At 60.6% G+C, this 19,948-nt stretch carries 14 protein-coding genes; 2 read left to right on the top strand and 12 right to left on the bottom strand.

The window, feature by feature from the left end; translation table 11 throughout:
* Nucleotides 1-32: 32 nt before the first annotated feature.
* From ACFY5D_RS00375 to ftsY, 4 genes are all read right to left on the bottom strand, one after another.
* The gene (locus tag ACFY5D_RS00375; protein ID WP_387523463.1) at nt 33-371 is read right to left on the bottom strand and encodes a P-II family nitrogen regulator; all 339 of its coding nucleotides are present in this window, start codon (nt 369-371) and stop codon (nt 33-35) included.
* Complete coding sequence (locus ACFY5D_RS00370) at nt 368-1,699, bottom strand: ammonium transporter (protein WP_387523461.1); 1,332 nt, start codon at nt 1,697-1,699, stop codon at nt 368-370. The genes ACFY5D_RS00375 and ACFY5D_RS00370 overlap by 4 nt, the downstream gene beginning before the upstream one ends.
* 98 nt (nt 1,700-1,797) lie before the next feature.
* A complete protein-coding gene (locus tag ACFY5D_RS00365) occupies nt 1,798-3,942 on the bottom strand; it encodes an acyltransferase family protein (RefSeq protein ID WP_387523458.1) in 2,145 nt (714 codons plus the stop codon).
* 189 nt (nt 3,943-4,131) lie between these two features.
* Nucleotides 4,132-5,328, bottom strand: coding sequence for a signal recognition particle-docking protein FtsY (ftsY, locus tag ACFY5D_RS00360; RefSeq protein ID WP_387523455.1), 1,197 nt, complete (start codon nt 5,326-5,328; stop codon nt 4,132-4,134).
* Between the two features lie 36 nt (nt 5,329-5,364).
* Between ftsY and ACFY5D_RS00355 the strand changes: the two genes are divergently transcribed.
* A complete protein-coding gene (locus ACFY5D_RS00355; protein ID WP_387523452.1) occupies nt 5,365-6,639 on the top strand; it encodes an MFS transporter in 1,275 nt (424 codons plus the stop codon).
* Nucleotides 6,640-6,793: 154 nt separating this feature from the next.
* Here the strand turns inward: ACFY5D_RS00355 and ACFY5D_RS00350 are convergent, their stop codons facing one another.
* Nucleotides 6,794-8,182 carry a glycosyltransferase family 2 protein gene (locus ACFY5D_RS00350; RefSeq protein WP_387523449.1) on the bottom strand — a complete coding sequence of 463 codons (1,389 nt, stop codon included), beginning with the start codon at nt 8,180-8,182 and terminating at the stop codon, nt 6,794-6,796.
* A 170-nt stretch (nt 8,183-8,352) separates the two neighbouring features.
* A complete protein-coding gene (smc, locus tag ACFY5D_RS00345; protein WP_387523446.1) occupies nt 8,353-11,952 on the bottom strand; it encodes a chromosome segregation protein SMC in 3,600 nt (1,199 codons plus the stop codon).
* A gap of 137 nt (nt 11,953-12,089) precedes the next feature.
* Here smc and ACFY5D_RS00340 point away from each other — a divergent pair, with 137 nt between their 5' ends.
* Nucleotides 12,090-12,908, top strand: coding sequence for a serine hydrolase domain-containing protein (locus ACFY5D_RS00340; protein ID WP_387523443.1), 819 nt, complete (start codon nt 12,090-12,092; stop codon nt 12,906-12,908).
* Between the two features lie 29 nt (nt 12,909-12,937).
* Here the strand turns inward: ACFY5D_RS00340 and mutM are convergent, their stop codons facing one another.
* The 6 genes from mutM to ACFY5D_RS00310 all read right to left on the bottom strand — a co-directional run bounded on the left by mutM (nt 12,938) and on the right by ACFY5D_RS00310 (nt 19,934).
* Nucleotides 12,938-13,855: a bifunctional DNA-formamidopyrimidine glycosylase/DNA-(apurinic or apyrimidinic site) lyase gene (mutM, locus tag ACFY5D_RS00335; RefSeq protein WP_387523441.1), complete on the bottom strand. Its 918-nt coding sequence runs from the start codon at nt 13,853-13,855 to the stop codon at nt 12,938-12,940.
* A 2-nt stretch (nt 13,856-13,857) separates the two neighbouring features.
* A complete protein-coding gene (gene rnc, locus ACFY5D_RS00330) occupies nt 13,858-14,553 on the bottom strand; it encodes a ribonuclease III (RefSeq protein ID WP_387523438.1) in 696 nt (231 codons plus the stop codon).
* Nucleotides 14,554-14,562: 9 nt separating this feature from the next.
* Nucleotides 14,563-14,766, bottom strand: coding sequence for a 50S ribosomal protein L32 (gene rpmF, locus ACFY5D_RS00325; protein WP_387523435.1), 204 nt, complete (start codon nt 14,764-14,766; stop codon nt 14,563-14,565).
* A gap of 2 nt (nt 14,767-14,768) precedes the next feature.
* The gene (locus ACFY5D_RS00320; RefSeq protein WP_387523432.1) at nt 14,769-15,290 is read right to left on the bottom strand and encodes a YceD family protein; all 522 of its coding nucleotides are present in this window, start codon (nt 15,288-15,290) and stop codon (nt 14,769-14,771) included.
* A 225-nt stretch (nt 15,291-15,515) separates the two neighbouring features.
* Nucleotides 15,516-17,117: a Stealth CR1 domain-containing protein gene (locus tag ACFY5D_RS00315; RefSeq protein ID WP_387523430.1), complete on the bottom strand. Its 1,602-nt coding sequence runs from the start codon at nt 17,115-17,117 to the stop codon at nt 15,516-15,518.
* A gap of 69 nt (nt 17,118-17,186) precedes the next feature.
* Nucleotides 17,187-19,934 carry a stealth conserved region 3 domain-containing protein gene (locus ACFY5D_RS00310; RefSeq protein ID WP_387523428.1) on the bottom strand — a complete coding sequence of 916 codons (2,748 nt, stop codon included), beginning with the start codon at nt 19,932-19,934 and terminating at the stop codon, nt 17,187-17,189.
* Between the last annotated feature and the right edge of the window lie 14 nt (nt 19,935-19,948).

Raw genomic sequence — 19,948 nt, 5'->3', positions numbered from 1 at the left:
GCTGGGACAACGCGGCATCTCTTGTTCTTTGTTCAGACGGCTGCCATTCCACGCTCGCCGGTGCGAACGCGTATGACCTCCTCGACGTGGCTCACCCAGATCTTGCCGTCCCCCGCATTTCCGGTGTTCGCCGTGGAAACCAGGACATCCAGTATGTCGTCGCACAGGGCATCTTCGACGAGTACCTCCAAACGAACCTTCGGCAACAAATCCACCGTGTGGTCGACGCCTCGATAGACCTGAGTATGGCCTCGCTGGCGGCCATAACCGCTGGCCTGGCTGACTGTCATGCCCTGCACCCCATAGGACTCAAGGGCGGCGCGAATCATATCGGTTTTTTCCGGGCGAATAATCGCCGTCACGAGTTTCATGCGTTGATCTTCTCCTTGGCAGGTTCCGTCTTCTTTCCGAGGTCCTGGTTCTTCAGGTGGGCCGAGGTGGCCGGGTGCGGAACGAAGGTTCCGCCGGTTCCGAGACCGCCGAATTCGTAACCCGTTTCCGCGTGCTGCATGAGGTCGATGCCGGCAACTTCCTGTTCCTCGGTGACCCTGAAGCCCATGGTCTTGTGGATGGCCAGGCCGATGATGGTGGTCATGATCGCGGTGAACGTCATGACAACCACGCAAGCGACCAGCTGGGCCCATAGTTGGCCGAATCCCCCTCCGTAGAAGAGGCCGCCTCCAACACCCTCCACCGGAAGCGCGATGAACCCGAGCGCCACGGTGCCAATGACACCTGAAACCAGGTGGACACCCACAACGTCCAACGAGTCGTCATAGCCCCAGCGGTACTTCAGTCCCACGGCCAGGGCCGATACCACGCCAGCGACGAGCCCCAGGCCGATGGCCGCCACGGGCGAGACGTTTGCACATGCGGGGGTGATGGCCACCAGGCCGGCAACGATTCCCGATGCCGCGCCCAAGGACGTGCTGTGGCCGTCGCGGATACGTTCAACCACTAGCCAGCCCAACAACGCCGCGGCCGGAGCTGCCAGGGTGTTGATCCAGATGAGCCCGGCTTCCTCGGCGGTGCTTGCGGCTCCGCCGTTAAAGCCGAACCAGCCGAACCACAACAGCGCGGCTCCAAGCATCACCAGGGGAATGTTGTGGGGGCGTTGGCTCGGATCCTTCCCGAATCCTCGGCGCTTACCCAGGATCAGGGCCAGGATCAGGCCGGCCATGCCGGCGTTGATGTGGACGACGGTGCCGCCTGCGAAGTCGATGGCCTCTCCGACAACCGACCCGATGGCGCCGTCGGCACCAAGGATGCCCCCGCCCCAAACCCAGAAGGCGATCGGTGCATATACGAGTGTCACCCAGACCGGAACGAAGACCAACCACGCGCTGAACTTGGCGCGGTCGGCGATGGCACCCGAAATCAGGGCCACCGTAATGATCGCGAAGGTGGCACCGTACCCGGCCGCAATGAAGCCGTCGGTTCCGATCAGCGATTCCATGCCGAAACCGTCAGCCGGGTTGCCCAGCAGCCCGGCGACGTTTGCGCCCCCGCCTGCCATCGAGTTCCCCCAGAGGACCCAAACCACGGCAACCAACGCCACTGCGGAGAAACTCATCATCATCATGTTCAGGACGCTTTTGGCACGGGTCATCCCGCCATAGAAGAATGCCAGTGCAGGTGTCATCAGCAGCACAAGTGCCGCACAAACCATCATCCACACCTGAGTGGTTGTTAGCTCCATGTCCAACGCCTCCCGAGATCGATGGCGAGACCTTCTCGCCTTGATTCAAGGATTCACGTCCGGTGTTTCAGGTTTTCCAGCGCCTTGTTTCACCGCGGTTACGGAAGAACCGCTGGCGTAAAAGGCTGGTGTCGGGCGGGTTGCGACGATGTTACGGGACTCACTCCGGCATCCACGGATCGTTCGGGATCCCGGATGACCTTGTTGAGTTTCGTGGCCAGGTACGGAATCAACGATCGCACGTATGTCGCGGTCAGGTGCGACCCGTCGATGTACGCAATGACGGAGCCGATGATGGCCGGGCAAAAGTTGTCCCGGCAAAAGAATTCCGACATGTCGACAACCGACGTACCGCCAACGGCCATGCTCCTTGCGGCATCGGCCAACGGGTCCATTGAGTTCCATGTTTTCGGGGTTCCCGAGCAATCGGCCAGCGGTTTCTTGCTGGAAGCAATGCAATCGGGAATGTTCGGCACCGTGTTCCCGGGGAAGGGACTGTCTCGAATCACCACGATCGGGGTTCCTCCCGCCGTCCATTTTTCAAGGTACGACTCATACCCGGTGATGGCCTTCTCCCGCGTTGTCGCGAAGGTCTCCCCGTGGACCGGCAAGGACTGGCGGGCCGCGGCGATGATCAAGTCGAACTGCCCATGTGCCGTCCGGTCCAGGACCCACTTCCCGAAGTCCAGGCAGCCCTCGGCACTGGCGTCGGAATCAAAGGCCAGCTCGGAATCGGTGGGCGAACAGCGTGACGCCATGAACGTGGAGATCGTCCAGTCCCGCTGCTTGGCGATCTGCTGGAGCGCGGGCAGCCATTGCCCTGCGTGGGAGTTCCCGACCAATGCGACCTTCGTGTTGCCGTTCCCGTACGTACAGACGGGTCGGCTATCGAACTCTCCCTGGGACCAACATTTGTCGGCGTACGCGTCCGACCTGTCGTTCTTGGCTGCGGCCGGTTCCGGGACGAGTGGCCCTTTGTCGCTATCGGCACAATCGTTCACCATGGATGCGGCGCCGAAGCACTGAACCCCGACGTTGTCCTTGGCTTCCAGGACTTGGCTGGCCACTTCGGCAGGAGTCTGCTCGCGCTGGGCCGCCGCTCCCACCAGGGCGCCGCTGATAAGCCCAATCCCGAGGGATCCGGCCAGGAGAAACCTGCCGCCCGTCATGATCCTGGATCGATCCAGGCTCCTTCGGAAGTTGTCTTCGATCAGCACCTTCGTCAGCGCGGCCATGAACACCGTCGCCCCGGCGATGCCGAGTTTTTCTGGCCAGTGGAGGGGCCCGATGGCAAAGGGCAGGAGCACAATCAGCGGCCAATGCCACAAATAGATCGAGTAGGAGTGGTCCCCCAGGAATCTCGAGGGTTTCCACGCCAGCACCCGGGTGGGGGAAGTCTCGGCTTCCGCGTGCGCCCATATGACCGCGGCAGTGCCGAGCACCGGCAATGCGGCAGCGGAACCCGGGAACGGGGTGGTGCTGCCATAGGCCACGGCGGCATAAAGAATCGCGGCCAATCCCGCCCAACTCAATGCGGAGGCCACGTGTGAATGCCGGAAGTCCTTCGAGGCTGCGGGGATCAAGGCGATTGCACCGCCCGCCGCGAACTCCCATCCACGGGTGAGCGTCGAAAAATACGCGATGCCCGGCTCGTTGCCCGTCAGATGGATCGAGTAGCCAAACGAAAGCACCATGAGGCACAAGACGCCGTACCGGGCGATCAGCACGCGCTTGGCTCCCAGCGCGGATCCGGCGATGAAGAGCCCGCCGATGACGAGCGGCCACAGCAAGTAGAACTGCTCCTCAACGGAAAGCGACCAGAAATGCTGGACGGCCGACGGTGCGTTCTCCGCGGTCAGGTAGTCGACGCTCGATGCCGCCAGGCTCCAGTTCTCGACGTAGAACGCGGCCGCCACGACCTGGCTTCCCCAATCGCGCCATAGCGTGTCCGGCGCGAACAGCCTGATTCCGAGCAAGGTCGCCGCAAGCACAAAAAAGGCCGCCGGCAACAGGCGCTTCACCCTTCGCATCCAGAATGACCAGACATCGCGTGCCCCGACCGGGGGATTCCGCACCAGGTGCGAGGTCATGAGGAATCCGGAGATCACGAAGAAGGCATCGACGCCGACGAACCCGCCGGCGAGCGCCCCCGGCCACAGGTGGTAGATGACAACCAGCACGACGGCGACGGCGCGCAACCCCTGGATGTCGCCCCTCAGGGCGCTCTTGGCAACATGTTTCATTGGCAGGATATCCTTCGGGCTGGCTAGCGGTGGCGGTGCCCTTCACTCCATTCGCATGCGTTCGGGATTCTCCCCCATGGTACGCGCCGGACCGGGCGCCAAGAATGCCCCGCGCCCGATTCGCCCTTAAACACGGAGGTGCGGATACCCCTCCATCGAGGAATACCCGCACCTTGCCGCTTCGACGACTTAGTCGAGCAACGCGTCCACGAATGCCTCGGCGTCGAACGGCGCCAAGTCGTCCGGGCCCTCGCCCAGACCCACAAGCTTCACCGGGACACCGAGCTGGCGCTGGATTGCCACGACGATGCCGCCCTTGGCGGTGCCGTCCAGCTTGGTCAGGACGATGCCGGTGACGTTCACGACCTCGGAGAAGACCCGGGCCTGGTTCAGGCCGTTCTGGCCGGTGGTGGCATCCAGGACCAACAGCACCTCATCCACGGTGGCCTTCTTCTCGATGACCCGCTTGATCTTTCCGAGCTCGTCCATCAGCCCGACCTTGTTCTGCAGGCGGCCGGCGGTGTCGATCATGACGATGTCGACTTCCTGGTCGATGCCCGCGGAAACCGCCTCGAAAGCGACGGATGCCGGATCCGCGCCGTCGATGTCGGACTTCACGGTCGGGACACCCACCCGGTCCCCCCAGGTGGCCAGCTGTTCGGCGGCCGCGGCGCGGAAGGTGTCGGCCGCGCCCAGGAGGACGTCCTTGTCCTCGGCCACGAGGACGCGTGCCAGCTTGCCGATGGTGGTGGTCTTGCCCACGCCGTTGACGCCGACAACCAGGATCACGTTGGGGCGGTCTGCGTGGCGCACGGGAATGAAGCTGCGGTCCATGGAGGGATCCACCAGCTTGATGAGTTCCTCGCGCAACATGTCGTGGACCCGCTGCGGGTCGCGGCTTCCCTCGATCTTGACGCGTTCCCGCAGGGCGTCGACCAGCTCGAGGGTCGGCTCCGTGCCCAAATCGGCCAGCAGCAACGTCTCTTCGATCTCGTCCCAGACGTCTTCGTCGATCTTGTCCTGGCTCAACAGGGCCAGCAGGCCCTTGCCCAGTGCGTTGTTGGATTTGGACAGGCGGGCGCGCAGGCGGGCAAGGCGCCCCTGGACCGGCTCCGGGACCTCCGTCGGGACGACGGCAGTTTCGGCGGGTTCCTCCACGACGACGGCGGCTGGCGCCTCGGCCGCTTCGGAAGGCGCAGTGGCAGCGGGGGCTTCCGTCGTGGTTTCGGGTGCGGTGAGAGTGGTCGCTGGGTCGTTGGCATCACGCGGACCGGTGTACGTTCCCTTGGGCGCCTTGCGGCCGCGCACGAGGAAGAATGCAGCACCAATACCGATGATGGCGACCACTGCGACTAGGACAATGATCAAAGTTAGTTGTTCAGACACTGCACTAGCTTCTCACACACTAAACTGGTGGAACCTATGTCTACGAATGCCCCGACGCCCAGTTCCTCGGAATCGACCGATCCAACGTCCCCCGAGCAGCGCCCGTCCGTCCCCCGTGAAATCCGCGTATTGGTCGCGGCCGCCTTTGTCATTGCGCTGGGATTCGGCCTCATTGCCCCCATCCTCCCCCAATTTGCAACGAGCTTTGACGTCGGAGCCGCGGCTGCCAGCGTCATCGTGAGCATCTTCGCTTTCACGCGGCTCGTTTTTGCGCCGGTCAGCGGCAAACTCACGGACCGGCTCGGGGAACCCGCCGTTTACGTCACGGGCGTGCTGATCGTCGCGGCGTCGACAATCCTGTGTGGCTTTGCCCAGGACTACACGCAGCTCCTGGTGTTCCGCGGCATGGGGGGCCTTGGTTCAACGATGTTCACGGTCTCTGCGATGGCGCTGATCGCCCGATTGTCTCCCAGGGAAATCCGCGGCCGCATTGCGGGACTCTATTCCGGGGCGTTCCTGCTGGGCAACGTCGCGGGCCCGGTCCTTGGTTCCCTCATGGCGGGCATGGGCTTCAGGATCCCGTTCTTCATCTACGGGGGCTCCCTCGTCGTGGCAGCGGCGATCGTCTACTTCTCGCTCTCCCATTCCCGCACCGCTCCGGTGGACAACTCATCGGGAAAGCCACCTGCCATCGAACGCATCCCGCTTGCGGAAGCGTGGGGTGCCGCGACGTTCAAGGCCGCCCTGGTGTCCGGATTCACCAACGGCTGGATGGCATTCGGGGTCCGCATGTCCTTGATCCCGCTATTCGCCGTTGCGGCGTTCGCCACGCAGGGCACGCTTATTGCTGGCTTGGCGCTTGCGATCTTCGCCGTGGGCAACGGCGCAGCCCTGTTTGTCGCGGGCAGGTTCACCGACACGCATGGCCGCCGCCTGCCGATCCTGATCGGGCTGACGGTGGCTTCAATTTCAACGGCATCAATCGGGTGGGTCGACAACATCCCGCTGTTCATTGCCCTGTCGATCACCGCCGGCATGGGCACCGGCCTCATGGGCCCGGCCCAACAGGCCGCCATTGCCGACGTGGTGGGCCAGGGCCGCAACGGGGGCAAGGTGCTTGCGACCTTCCAAATGGCCACGGATTTTGGTTCGATCATCGGGCCCATCCTGGCCGGACTGGTTGCCGACCAAGCCGGATTTGGCTGGGCCTTCACCATCAGTGGCGCTTTGGGACTCATCGGAGTGTTGGCCTGGCTCCCCGTCAGGGAAAACCGCGGACAACCCGAAAGCACCCGAGCTTCGGAAAGCTAGGGGCCGCTCTGCGGAAATGGGCGGTCACGACGAACGTCCGTATTCCCGGCAAGGGCCCGGTGCGCCCTCAAGGGGCGGCTACGGTTGATCGCCGTGGACTATTGGTTGAAAAGCCCGCGGGTTTTCCCACCAGCCACCCAAAGTGTTTGGTGCATCATGACTCGTTGGCCATCGGTGGTTGCTTGACGGGCTGAAGGCTGAAATTGCCGTGCTTGGTGCTGTATGGCCTGAGTTTGCCGTTGGTGGAAAAGGTCGGGTTTGCTCCGCTCGCAGCCCGCCTTGGACGGCCCGTGTTCTCCCCTGCCGCAGGCTTCACCAAGAAGTCAACGATTGCGTCGCCTTCGGGAATCCCGGAAAGAGTGCCATCAAATTTGCCGTTTCGGGCGATCAAAGTCGCTTCCGTCAAGATCTCCGGACCTCTGCCGCGATTTTCGGCGAAGATGCGAATCGAATCGATGATGGGCGAATGCAGAGTGCCCGAAATTTGCAGTTCCCCGTTTTCATAGTGGGCACTGTCGATGGAGATTCCTTTCTCCAGCTCTTCTTCGACGGCAATGATGGCGAGAACGCCCTGCCTGTCGTTTCTGCGAATGCACTCCGTCTTGTCATGACGGATGTCGCCGAAGTTCCTGGTCGATTCGTCCTCGATGAACTCATTCACGAATTTGGAGTGGGCATCCATCCATTCGTTCTGCACCTTTTCCGAATAGCGCTTGAACCGTCCGGGCGCATAGATTTTCAAGCCCTTGTTCGACCACAGTGTGAGCGTCATGGCCCGGGCCAGCGCCGGATCCTTTGCCTCGGAGCGAATAATCGCGGCAATCTTGGTTATTGATGAGGTGTAGCCAAAGGGATCCAACGGTTGGCTGCTGATGTTGGAGCCGTCCGCGCGAGCTCTCAAGCTGTAGTGGTCGCGACCCGCGGCGACACCGATTTTATCGGCAAGTAGATAGCAGGAAACCATGAACATTCCGTCTTCAAGACGGACCGGCTCTTCCGGAAAGCGAAGCCTGTTTGATTCGATCAATTCACGCGAAATCAATTTTTGCGGCGTCAAGCTATTTATGGCCTGCAGCGGTGAGAGGTCGGGGTTGGTCTTCGCGAACAGGCCCTTGGACACCCTGCGGCCACCAATACCCACGACCTTTGGGAAGACCACGTCAATCCTGTGTTCGGAAGCGAACTGCAGCATGCGTCGCAATGCCGATGGCGCCAACAAATCGTCGCTGTCGGCAAAAAAGACATACTCGCCTTGGGCCAAGTCGAGTGCGACATTTCGGGGTTTGCCGGCCCAACCGCTATTTTCCTGGTGGACGACCCGAATGTTGGGGTAACGGTTGGCAAACTCGTCCAGTATTTCACCGCTGGCATCGGTGGATCCGTCGTTTACGGCAATGACCTCAAATTGCTCAGCCGGGAGTTCCTGCGCAACAAGGCTTTCGAGCAACTCCCGGAGGTAGGTCTCGGTGTTGTAGACCGGGATGATCACACTGACGCGGATGTCCTTGGGATTCGCCGAACCGAACGGAACCAAACGAGCCATTGCGCGTTTGCCCCTTGCGATCAGTTTTCGTACAGCCACTCAACATCCCCAATTCAATAACACGCAGACAAGGGTGTCGGCGCAAACGTAGATCAAGCATCTACGCTAATTGAGCAGTCTGTGAGAAACGTCCGAAGTCACTGTACGTTTCCACTCCGCTGGGCACGTTGTCAGGCCGCCGGCGGCAAGAGGTCCTGCGAACGATCACGTTCGATGCGCTGGCTGATCACCTTGGACACGCCGTCGCCTTGCATCGTCACGCCGTAAAGCGCGTCAGCTACCTGCATCGTTCGCTTCTGGTGGGTGATGACAATCAGCTGGCTGGACTCGCGCAGCTCTTCGAAAATGGTGATCAACCGGCCCAGGTTGGTGTCGTCGAGTGCCGCTTCGACCTCGTCCATGACATAGAACGGGGACGGGCGGGCCTTGAAGATGGCAACCAGCAAGGCAACGGCCGTCAGCGAACGTTCCCCGCCGGACAAGAGGGAGAGCCGCTTGATCTTCTTTCCGGCCGGCCTGGCCTCGATTTCGATTCCTGTGGTCAGCATGTTTTCCGGGTCCGTGAGCACCAGGCGCCCCTCGCCTCCCGGGAAGAGCCGCCCAAAGACACGCTCGAACTGCGCGGCGGTGTCCTCGTAGGCTTCGGTGAACACCCGTTCAACCCGTGCATCCACGTCCTTGATGATGTCCTGCAGGTCCTTGCGGCTCTTTTTCAGGTCTTCAAGTTGCGAGGTGAGGAACTTGTGGCGTTCCTCCAATGCTGCGAATTCCTCGAGCGCCAGCGGATTGACCCGACCCAGGGCAGCCAAGTCCCTTTCGGCCTGCTTGAGGCGCTTCTCCTGGTCCACCCGGTCGAAGGGGATGCCTGCGGGCACGGGGACACCCTGACCGTCGACTTCCTGGTGCAGTGCCGCCCATTTGTCCCCGGATTCCGCGGCTTGCGGAATCAACACATGGGGGCCGAAGTTCTCCATCAGGTGCTCGCTGGTCATTCCCAGTTCTTCGATGCAACGGTTGTCCAAGGCTTCGATGCGCAGCTGTTGTTCGGCACGAGCCATTTCATCCCGGTGCACCGAGTTCGTGAGTTCGGCCAGTTCCTGGGCTAGCTTGTCGGTCCCCGAACGCACGAGGCCCAGCCGTGATTCGAGTTCCTCGCGACGGGCTTGCAGTTGTTCGCGTTCCCGGTCCGCAAGTTCCACGGATACATCCAGGAACGAGACGATGCGCTGGACCTTCTCTACGACCCCGCGTGCAGCGTTTGCCTGGCTCTTGCGAATCGCAGCCCTGTGCCGGACCTCCAGACGCGCCTTGCGCTCGGTTTCGGCGGCCCGCCGCAAGGAATCGACCCGGGACTTCAGCCCGTTTGCGCGTTCCTCGGCACTACGCAACGCCAAGCGTGCGTCCAGCTCCTTCTGGCGGCTTTGCGCTGCGGCGGCAGCCAGCTCCGGGCGTTGGTCGTTCTCCGGTTCGGGTTCGTCCGGTCCCTCGTGCGCCATGGCCAGACGGCGGTTGAGCTCGTGCAGCCGTTCCCGGTCGACCTCGAGCTTCTCCTGGGCGACGGCGATCTGCTGCTCAAGGCGTTCACGCTCGTCCTGTCCCTGCCGGAGGAACGATCCCAATTGCGCCAGACGCTCGGCCACGGCGGAAATCCTTGCATCCGAGTCATGCAGGCGGTGAAGCGCCAACTCGGCGGCCTCCTCGGCTTCCAACAGTTTCACCGTCAGTTCGGCGCTTTCCAGCCGCAAGGCGTCAAGTGCGGTCTCGGCGTCGAGGATGCCTGCTTCGGTTTCCGCGATTGCGGCATGCTGCTCGACCAGCGAGGGTGCGGCGCCCGTCCCGCCGCTGGCGGTACCGAGGGTCAGCACGTCTCCCCCAAGCGTCACTGCGCATACGTCAGGGTCGACTTCCAGGAGTTCGTGCGCTTCGGCCAGGTCTGCAACTATCACGGTGTTGGCCAAAAGGTGCTGGAGCGTGCCGTCCAATGCCTCGGGCGCCGAAACGACATTCGTCGCGGCTCGGCCATACAACGGCGGTTTCCTGTTCCCGGAGGGGAAGCTGAGTCCCGCGGTGACCAGGTGCACGCGGCCGCCCGAGGAATCCCTGAGCCCCTTGAGGATCTCCAGCGAGTGGCTGCGTTCACTGACCGCCAACGCCTCGGCTGCAGGTCCGAGCGCAGCGGAAACAGCCACCTCAAAACCTGCCTCCACCTCCAAGAAATGGGACATGCGCCCCAGCAAGCCGTCGTGTTCCGCCGCCAGGACGTCTTCCGACGCATCCTTGCGCACGGCGCCCATTTTGAGGGCCTCCAGACGGCCCTTGAGGGAGCCCAGGCGAGTCACCAGGTCTTGTTCCCGAATCCGCATGGAGTTCATGCTTGCGGCCAGGGATTCGTGCCTGTCTGCCGCATGCTCGTAAGCGGTGTCCAGGTCCTCCTCGCCGTCCTGGATCGTGGCGGCCTGTTGCTCGAGTGCCGCAAAGTCAGCGGCGCTGGCCTCCCGACGCGCGGACCAACCGTCCAGGGACTCCATGAGCCGCCCCAGTTCGCCCTCGGTTCCCTCCACGCGGCTGCGGGCTGCCGCCGCCTGCCCCGCCAACCGGGCAAGTCCTTCTCGACGGTCGGCAAGGGCGCGCAGCTGTTGGGTCAGTCGTTGTTGTTCTGCGTTCGCGGCGTCCTCCGCGACGGCCCGTGCTTCAAGGGCGTCCTCGAGCAGTTCACGCCGCAGTTCCAGGTTCTCCTCGAGCTCCTCCAGCTCGCCGCCCAGGCGTTCGGCCTGTGCTTCGAGCCGTTCCGGATCTCGGGCGGGATCAAATGTGGTGGTTTCGGAACTCAACAGACGTGAACGCTCTGCCGCAATGGCCCCGAGGGACCCGAAGCGCTCCCGCATTGATGTCAAACCAAACCACAGGTCCCGCGCCCTGTTGAGCTCGGGTGTCGCCTGGGACGCAGCGGCCTCCAGTTGCGCCAGTTCGGCCCGCAAGTGCTCCAAGCGGAGGTTCGCGTCTTGCTGGCGGGCACGTTGCGTTGCCTCATCTGCAAGTTCCTTTTCGAGGGCTCCTCGCAAGGTCACCATGTCATCGGCCATGAGCCTGGATTTCGCGTCGCGGACCTCGAATTGGACGGTCTGTGCACGCCTGGCGATCTTGGCTTGCTTGCCCAGGGGTGTTAGTTGGCGCCGGAGTTCCGAGGTGAGGTCCTCGAGCCGGTTCAGGTTGCCCTGCATGGCGTCGAGTTTCCGTACCGTTTTCTCCTTGCGGCGCCTGTGCTTCAACACGCCCGCGGCCTCTTCGATGAATCCACGGCGGTCTTCGGGAGTTGCATGCAGGATCCGGTCGAGTTGGCCCTGGCCCACAATCACGTGCATCTCACGTCCGAGCCCGGAATCGGAAAGCAGTTCCTGGATGTCCAGCAGCCGGCACGAGTTGCCATTGATGGCGTATTCCGAGCCGCCGGCGCGGAAGAGAGTCCGAGAGATGGTGACTTCGGCATAGTCGATGGGCAGCGCACCATCGCCGTTGTCGATGGTCAGGGATACGTGGGCACGGCCCAACGGAGCCCTGCCCGAAGTTCCGGCAAAGATCACGTCTTCCATCTTGCCGCCGCGCAGGGTCTTGGCTCCCTGCTCCCCCATGACCCAGGCCAGTGCGTCCACAACGTTTGACTTGCCGGAACCGTTGGGTCCAACCACAGCCGTTACGCCCGGCTCGAATTCGAAAGTCGTTGCCGAAGCAAACGACTTGAACCCACGTACTGTGAGTGTTTTCAAATGCACGTGAGGCAGTCCTACGTTCTGGGTGGCTAAAGTGGTTAAGGGGGTAGCTTCTATAGTATCGACTAGCGCCCATTCCCCCGGCAGCGGCAACCCCGTACGCGGGCATTTTTAAGTGTGATCCTAGGAGAAACAATTCCATGCAAAGCCTCAAGGCAATAGATTCGTGGCCCTCGGCCCATGCCGCGGCGGCGGTTGTGGCCAAGGACGGCTCGCTGCTCGGATCCCACGGCGATCTGGCTCGCAAGTATTCCCTTGCCTCCGTAACCAAGCTGCTCAGCGCCTACGCCTTCTTGGTTGCCGTCGAGGAAGGTGCTTTCGACCTAGACACTCCCGCGGGGCCCGAGGGTTCCACCGTCAAGCATCTCTTGGCCCATACCTCGGGCTACGACTTCGCAGAAAAAACGGTTCGGTTTGCACCCGGCGCAAGACGTCTCTATTCGAATGTCGGTTTTGACGTCCTGGCCGAGACTCTGGAAGCCGCAACCGGTATGACCTTCCCGGAGTACCTCACGGAGGCCGTCTTGCAACCCTTGGGCATGGGCTCGACCACCGTGGAAGGAAGCGCAGCGGCGGACGGCGTTTCCACGGTGCAGGACCTGGTGAAGTTCGCCGCGGAACTGCTGGCTCCGACGCTGTTGGCCCCGGAAACCCACTTTGAAGCCACCCACGTGGCGTATCCGGGGCTGGCCGGAATCCTTCCCGGTTATGGCCGGCAAAAGGACAACACATGGGGGTTGGGCATCGAAATCCGTTCGGAGAAGTCGCCGCACTGGACGGGTTCGCTGAACTCACCCGACACGTTCGGCCATTTCGGGCAGGCTGGAACGTTCCTCTGGGTGGATCCCGCACTGGGAACGGCGTGCGTGACGTTGACCGACAAGTCTTTTGGACCGTGGGCCGTTGAAGCCTGGGCTCCGTTCAACGACCAGGTTGTTGCCGAGCTTCGATCCCGCTAGCCGCCTTCAGAATGGGCGGACCAGCTGCCCTAGCGCGGCTTGCGTTGGCAGCGGGGGCAGGTGTATGACGACCGTCCCATGAAGGGGTCGCGACGAATTACCGTAGGCATCCCCGCTGCTTCGCAACGGTGGCAGTACTCGCCTTCGCGCCCGTAGGCGTTGAGGGATCGGTCAAAGTACCCCGAGGCGCCGTTGACGTTGACGTAGAGCGCGTCGAAGCTGGTTCCCCCAGCGTCAAGCGCACGACCCATGACATCCACGAGGGCCGCGTGCAGGCGTTCTACGTCCGGGCGCCGAATCGTTGCGGTTGAGCGCAGGCCGTGTAGTTTGGCAGCCCAGAGCGCCTCATCCGCATAGATGTTTCCAACGCCGGAGATGACCTCCTGGTCAAGGATGGCCCGCTTGAGCTGCGTGTTGCGCTTACGCAAGGCCAGGTACAGGCTTTCAGGAGTCGATGCCGGGTCCAGGACGTCCCGGGCGATGTGCGCCGCAGCCTCGGGGATGAATTCAATGTCCGATCCCAAACCGCCAGGCAGGTGGTCGGTTGTTGGAACCAGGGGCGAGAGGAACATTCCGCCAAAGATTCTTTGGTCGATGAAACGTAATTCTCGCGGCTTGGCTGCATCAGGGGTGAGTTGCAACCGCACTTTCAGGTGCTTTTCATCCGGCTCGGCGGCTTCTTCCACCAGCAGTTGGCCACTCATTCCGAGATGTCCAACCAGTGCGGTCGGCCGGCGCGGACCATCGAGGAGCATCCATAGGAATTTCCCGCGGCGCACGGCGGCGCTAATGGCCGTGCCGGCCAGTTTCTGCTCGAAGTCGGTCGGGCCTTCGTGGTGCCGTCGAATCGAGCGGCGATCCAGGACCTGTACCGATTCGACGTTCCGGCCAACAACCCAGTCGACCAGACCACGCCGAACCACCTCGACTTCAGGCAGTTCGGGCATGGTTAGTTGGCCTTGCTGTTTTCTGGCTGAACCATTTTCCAGGAGATGGCTGCCGATTCCTGCTCGGCTTCCTTCTTGGAGGGTCCTTTGCCTTCACCGTACGGCTTTCCGCCGATGTGGAGGACAGCAACGTAGGAACGTGCATGGTCGGGTCCGGAACCGGTCACCCGGTACTCGATTGCACCAAGCTTCCGGGCAGCAGCAATCTCTTGGATAGCGGTTTTCCAGTCGGTACCTGCACCCAGGACTTCAACGTCCTGCAACAACGGGCCGATATGGCGCATGACCATCTGACGTGCTACTTCGATGCCATGGTTAAGGAACGTCGCACCAATCAATGATTCCATGGTGTCGGCAAGGATCGATGACTTGTCCTTGCCATTCGTGAGCTTCTCACCCTGTCCAAGCAGGATGAATTCGCCTACGCCGAGCGAGCGGGCAATGCCGGCGAGGGCGCGGGTGCTCACGACTGCTGAACGACGTTTAGCCAGATCGCCCTCGGGCAAATCCGGATAGTTGTTGTAGAGATGGTCGGTCACGGCAAAGCCGAGCACCGAGTCACCCAAAAATTCAAGCCGTTCGTTGGTGGGAATTCCACCGTGTTCGTAGGCGTATGAGCGGTGTGTGAGGGCAAGACGAAGCGTCTCGGGGTCAATATTGACCCCGAGACGCTTCAAAAGCTCTTCTGTTGAAGGCATCAGACAGACTTACGCGTCTGCGACCTTGCGACCCTTGTATTCAAGGAACAGCTCGGTGCCTGCGGAATCCGTTACAACCTTGGCCTGGTGCGGCAGGCTGTAGGTGACGCGGCCGTTTTCAACGGTCTTCACCAGGGTAGGCGCGGTTGCCTTCCACTGGGCGCGACGGGCGCGAGTATTCGAGCGGGACATCTTCCTCTTAGGAACAGCCACGGCTACTTCTCTTCTCTCTCGACTGAATGTGTACTCTGTGTCGCGTCCTCTGCGACGATGTCGGTCAGCCCGGCAAGCGCTGCCCAACGAGGATCCAAGACCTCATGGTGATGCGCAGGATCCTCATTCAGGCTTTTTCCACATTCGGAGCAAAGCCCTGCACAGTCTTCCCGGCACACCGGTTGGAATGGCAGCGCGGTCACCACTGCATTCCGGAGCACAGGTTCGAGATCAATACGATCATCTACAACCTGGTACTGGTCCAACTCTTCATCTTCGTCGAACTCGTGTAAGCCCTCGTAGTAGAAAAGTTCCTGTATGTCGGCTTCTAAGTCATACGCGATGGCTTCCAAGCACCGGCCACATTCACCGCTGATTTCAACGGTTGCTGTACCGGACACCAGAATGCCCTCGTGCACGGCTTCGAATCTCAAATCCAGATCAATTTCTGATCCTTCACGAACACCGATGAGTGCAACACCCACTTCCGCGGGTGCAACGACCACCTCTTCAAGGGTCGTCATGTTTCCCGGGCTACGCCCGAGATCCTTGGTTAGAAAAACCAAGGGCGAACTGCGATCGATGTCGTGTGACGACGAACGATCTGAACGCTTTTCGCTGATAATGACTCCTGTAGAACATAGACGGACATTACATCTTAACCCGACAGGCCCAAGCAGACCAAACCGAAACGACAGCGCCTCACGTGAGACAGCTCTCCAAACCGCTTCGGCAAGGTCCGCGGGCCACTAGCTTGTTTTTTCAAACCTCGAAGCCACCGGCAGGAACTCTTCCAGGCTCCGTCGAATAAAGGCGTCGGTTTCGATTCGCTGCTCGTCCGTTTCCTCGGTCGAACCGTCATTGACGCAGATCGTGTCTTTGTCGTGCTTCGCGATGACCCGAAGCATCCGCTGGCGCCCGTCCTCGATTGCCGGGTCGATGTAGTCGTAACCGATACGGGCCGGCACTGCCGCTCCCATGGCGCCTGCAACATTGAAGTAGAAGGAGCCCGCCACGGCAATATCCGTTTGTTCGCGGAATTGCGCGCGCCTGGTAACGGCAAACAGCTCCGGGTAGGCCACCTCAAGCCGCTCGGTCACGCTGCGTCGCAACGGTGACGGCGTATGGAAGAACTTTCGCGAAGCGGTACTGGCGCCCTGCAGCTTCATGGCCTCGCGGGCATTCTTTGCTGCGATCGTCGAGGCATTGTCTTCCTCACTGATATCGCAAAAATCTACCAGCGCTCGCGAGTAGAAGTACTTGCTGACGCCGTTCCCGTGGAAGAAGCGGCTAGGGCTCACTGGCCGTCCCAGGATCATGTCGTCATTGAAGTAGAGGTAGTGCTCCGCCAGACCGTCGATTCGGTGCAAGCAAGCCTCGATCGCGTGCGAGTTGAAGTTTGGCAGGCCCTCGGGAGTAGGCCAAATCTCTTCGTGCGAGACCACCTGGATCTTGGGGTTCTCGGTGTCCAGCCAGGCCGGTACCTGTCCGTTGGTCACGATCCAGATCTTTCGAATCCACGGTGCGTACTGCTCGATGGACCGCAGGCTGTACCTCAACTCGTCATGGTCGGCAAAGCGCGCTTCCGCCAACGCATCCTGGATGAGGGACTCCCCCGCCTGACCGTTCTGAGCCGCAGCCTTAAGCCGCTGCCAGTCTTCATCCGTTCCATCGACCCACGTGTAGACGGCGTCGATAGGGAAATCCACTTGGTCGGCAAGGGGACGATTGGCTGCCTGCAGGGCGGTCTCGAATTTCTCACGACTGATCTTCGGGTCGGGGAGCTCAGCGACGCGTCCGTTCCATACCCGGGAGACCACTCGCTTGTTCTCCGCATCCCGATCCCAAAACAAGATTCGGACGCCTTGGCGTGCGCCCGAGCCGAATGAGCGGCTCTTCTCGTGGACGACAACCTCGTAGAGGCTTATGCCTGCCCACGATGCGCTCATCTTGCCGTCACCAACCCTGTAAACCGCCGCCAGCGTATTGCCGTTGGGAGCGATCCGCTTGGAGTACCAATGCTGAAGCGAGTCAGCCCGTGAAAGAGCCGCAACAAGGCGTCCGGCGTCGCTGGAAGAGACACCGTAAGTCGTAGCCGCGTTGCTTTCCCCGTCAATCGACCAGTATTCGATGTTCACGGCATCCAAGATCGCGGCCACTGCAGTGGCCGAATCTTCGCGCAGATCAGGCAAACGCAAGGAATTACTCGAACGTGCGAGGACCGGGCTGATCCGCGTGCCGGCCTTGACGAACCCGTCGGAAGCAGCGCCAGGACGGCTCGCAATCATATGGGAGGTAGCAGCCCGAGTGACGCGCTCTTTTATTTTGAATGCTGAACTTCGAAGGCTCAAGAACTTTCCTAACTAGATTTCCACTGGCCAATTGGGCCAATCATGGTTATGAGTGTGGTGATTGGTGTTCTAGCTGTCCTGTGCCAGATCGACCGATTCGTCATGCGAAGGCATCGAAAACTTGGTTTCGAAGAACTGCCGGATCTGGCGATCCGTTGCCTCAGGATTTTCGTAGCCACTATTGGATTCTCCGAACGTTGCAACGTCGAGGCGCGCCGACGTCACCAGAGCCGCCAACTGCGCTGCAGTTCCTGGACGCCCCAGTCCAACGTACGTGTATCGAATTGATCCTTGAACGTACTTTTCGAGGCAGAATCCGTAGTACTGGCCGAGCGACGAAAGGAAGGATACATCCTCAGCATGCCTGAATCTGTGGCTTCGGGTTGCTTCGATAGCATCCCGCTGCTCTTGTTCAATTTGAGCCAGCACCGATTTCCTGTGCGGGTGGGGGGTGTGCAGCATCGACTGCGAAATTTCCACACCGAACCGTTCACGAATGATGGCCCGGTTGTTCTTGGCCGCGGCAATGTGTGGTTCGTCTTGGCCGGAAAGGTAGTTTATCTTCACCGGCGAAGGGAAGAACTTTGCCAACCCGTTCGGCGTGAAGTACGTTTCCGGGGACTGAAGACGCAGCATGACGGTGTCGTCATTGAGGTAGAGAAAATGCTCGGCAAGACCTGGGATCCGGTGCAGCGCCGTTTCGATTGCGTGGCTATTGAAAGTTGGCAGGCAGGACTTGTCCGGGAAAATCTCGCTGTGCGAAACAACTTTGATATCGGACTCGGCGGCGAGCCAAGCGGGAACTTGATCATCGGTCACCAGGAAGATGTTTCGCACCCATGGCGCAAACCGCCGCACGCTGCGAATGGAGTAGCGGAGTTCATCGCGATTCGTAAAACGAGCAGCGCTGGTTGCTTGGTCGTGTGCTTCATTGCTGTCAGGCAGGTACGAAGCCTTCTTTTCCATCCAGGAAGCGTCATTGCCATCCACCCACGTGTAGACGACGTCAATTGGAAAATCGATGCTCGACCAAACATTCTCGATGGCCGCTCCATCTTGGCCTTGGGCCCCAAAGTCGGCTTGTTCCATTGAATCGACAACGCGATTGTGCCGAGGCGCAATGTAGTGACCGGTTTCCACGTCGCGAGTCCAAAATTCGATATCGACTGAGGACTCCGCACCGACGTGCACCAAGGCATGTGCATCCGTATAGCGTCCGTAAACGCGGACTACGTTTGCCTCGCCAAGTGCGGCTGGAACCGGCTCCTCGGCCGGGTGCCAGGCTCCGGAAGTAAGGCGAGTTGAATCCATGAAGAGTTCAACAGCGATTGCAGGGTCAGATACTTGACCCAATTGATCAATCACTGCAAGTCGATCGTCCTCGGGCACGGCAACAACGTGGCGATTGGCATCGCTGCCTTCAACCGAACGAGACCTAGCGTTCGCAGCCTTCAAGATTTGGCCAAGAAGGCTGCGGTTCTTGCGGAGAATCTCGCCGTATCCGAGCTCCGAAAGGTGAAGAATCTTGGGGGGTGCGGTCTTGCTCGGTGACTTGACTACAGGTAGTTCGCCCGATGATTCGACCTTTGTACTCTCCTGCTCCGTTTTCAGCGCATTCGCGAACCTCTCTGCGTTGCGCTCAGCACGAACTGGCAACCGGTTGGCCTCGTCCATCAGTTCCGAATAGAGGCGGTTCCACAGAGCCCCAATCCTCGAAGGCGAGTAATTACCAATTGCAGCTTTCGCTGCTTGCCCCATTTCGAAGCGCAGCGGGGCGTCACTCATCAACTTGTCCAAAGCCAAAGCTAAGGATGCAACATCATTTGGCGGTACCAAGATACCCGACTTGCCGTCATCGATTAGTTCGGCCGGTCCCGTCAGGCAATCGTACGAAACCGTTGGTATTCCGGCTCCCGCAGCTTCCATAATGACCAGGGGCAACCCTTCCGAACGCGAGGTGAGTGCCAAGATACTTCCTTTTGGCCATTCGAGCTCGAGATTCTTTACGGGTGCCATGATCTGAACGGCGTGCGCGATATTTAGCCGTACCGCTTGGTTCTTCAGAGCATCTTCGAGTGGCCCCTGACCATAAATTCTCAGGATCCAGTCGGGGTGTCGATCGCTGATTCTGCTAAATGCATCTATTAGATGTGAAAACTGCTTGCCCCCGGCGAACCGTCCGGCAGCAAAAACAACCTTCTCATCAGTTGTACTTTGTGGCCGGAAAATGTCGGGCAGAAAGTTCGGAATCGTCTCAAGCCGAACCCCGGAATTGGCCACTTTCTCCGTTAGCCATTCTTTGCTGGCGTCGGTCAGCGAAACGATGCAGTCGATATGAGCCGCGGCTCGTTCAAGGGGGGTGAACCCCTGCCCCCTGCGCATGGTTGCGCGGTGTTCTTGGGCTACTACAACCGTCTTTTGCTTAGCAAGGCTTCCCGCCAGCAAACCCAGCGCAGGTGTTGTCGTGACGATGATGTCCGAGTCAATGGTTGGAATGATCCGACCCGCAACCACATCAGTGAGCAAACTAAATTGGTCGTCCCACTCGCGTGGAATCAGGCGAGACGGCTTGGTGGCGTATTCCGCCGTTTCAGCTGCAACCCCAGAACCGCTGATATCCCTCAGCGATTCACCGTCGATCCAGTACCGTACGGCTACGTTCTCATTGAGCGGGAAACCTGGCGCACCTGTAGTTCGATACACGCTGTGTATGTCTACCTGAGCACCCGATTCGACGAGGCTGTTGGCCTGGCTGATGATCGCGCGTTCGGTACCTGCGGCACTGTCAACGGTAGTCAAAAAGAAAGAGATTTTCATTTGTTTCATTTCTA

This window comes from Paeniglutamicibacter sp. NPDC012692 (genome assembly GCF_042901625.1).
Taxonomy (GTDB): domain Bacteria; phylum Actinomycetota; class Actinomycetes; order Actinomycetales; family Micrococcaceae; genus Paeniglutamicibacter.
The sequence above is the reverse complement of the archived record's forward strand: the minus strand, read 5'-3'. Positions and strand labels throughout refer to the sequence as shown.